Raw genomic sequence first — 687 nt, forward strand, 5'->3', positions numbered from 1 at the left:
CCGCGATAGCCGCGCGCGAGGCCGGCGCCGCCGATATAGAGCTCGCCTGCGATCCCCACGCCCGCCGGGCGACCCTCCCGGTCCAGCACATGCACTTGCGTGTTCGCGATGGGACGGCCGATCGTGACCTCCATCCCGGCGCCGAGCCGCCGTGCTGTCGACCAGATCGTGGTCTCGGTCGGGCCATACAGGTTCCATGCTGTCGCCGTGCTGCTCACAAGCCAGGCCGCAAGATCCGGCGCCAGCGCCTCTCCGCCGCACAAGGCCTTCACGCCATCGCTCCGCCAGCCGATCTCCAGCAGCATCCGCCAGCTCGCAGGCGTTGCCTGCAGCATCGTTGCCCCGACCTCCGCCAGCCTTTCGCCCAGCGCCCGGCCGTCCTGCGTCATCGCCTGGCTCGCCAGCACGATCCGCCCGCCCGCCAGCAGTGGCAGAAACAGCTCCAGTCCGGCGATGTCGAACGAGACCGGCGTCACTGCCATCAGTACATCGTCCGACGACACCGACAGCTCGCCGGCCATCGCGGTCATGAAGTTGACCACCGCGGTGTGGGCGACCATCACGCCCTTGGGCCGTCCGGTGGATCCGGAGGTGTAGATCACGTAGGCGAGGTTGTCCGGTCCGCTCACCGCGGCCGGTGCAGAGGTCTCCTCGCCTATGATACCGCCGAGATCGTCATCGAGCCGC

At 69.0% G+C, this 687-nt stretch carries 1 protein-coding gene; it reads right to left on the reverse strand.

Annotated elements, in window-relative coordinates:
• A partial coding sequence (locus tag MOV74_RS39650) for an AMP-binding protein (protein ID WP_246933055.1) occupies positions 1 to 687 on the reverse strand: 687 nt, incomplete at both ends.

The sequence above is a fragment of the Bradyrhizobium sp. SHOUNA76 genome, assembly GCF_023006445.1.
In the GTDB taxonomy this organism is placed as follows: domain Bacteria; phylum Pseudomonadota; class Alphaproteobacteria; order Rhizobiales; family Xanthobacteraceae; genus Bradyrhizobium.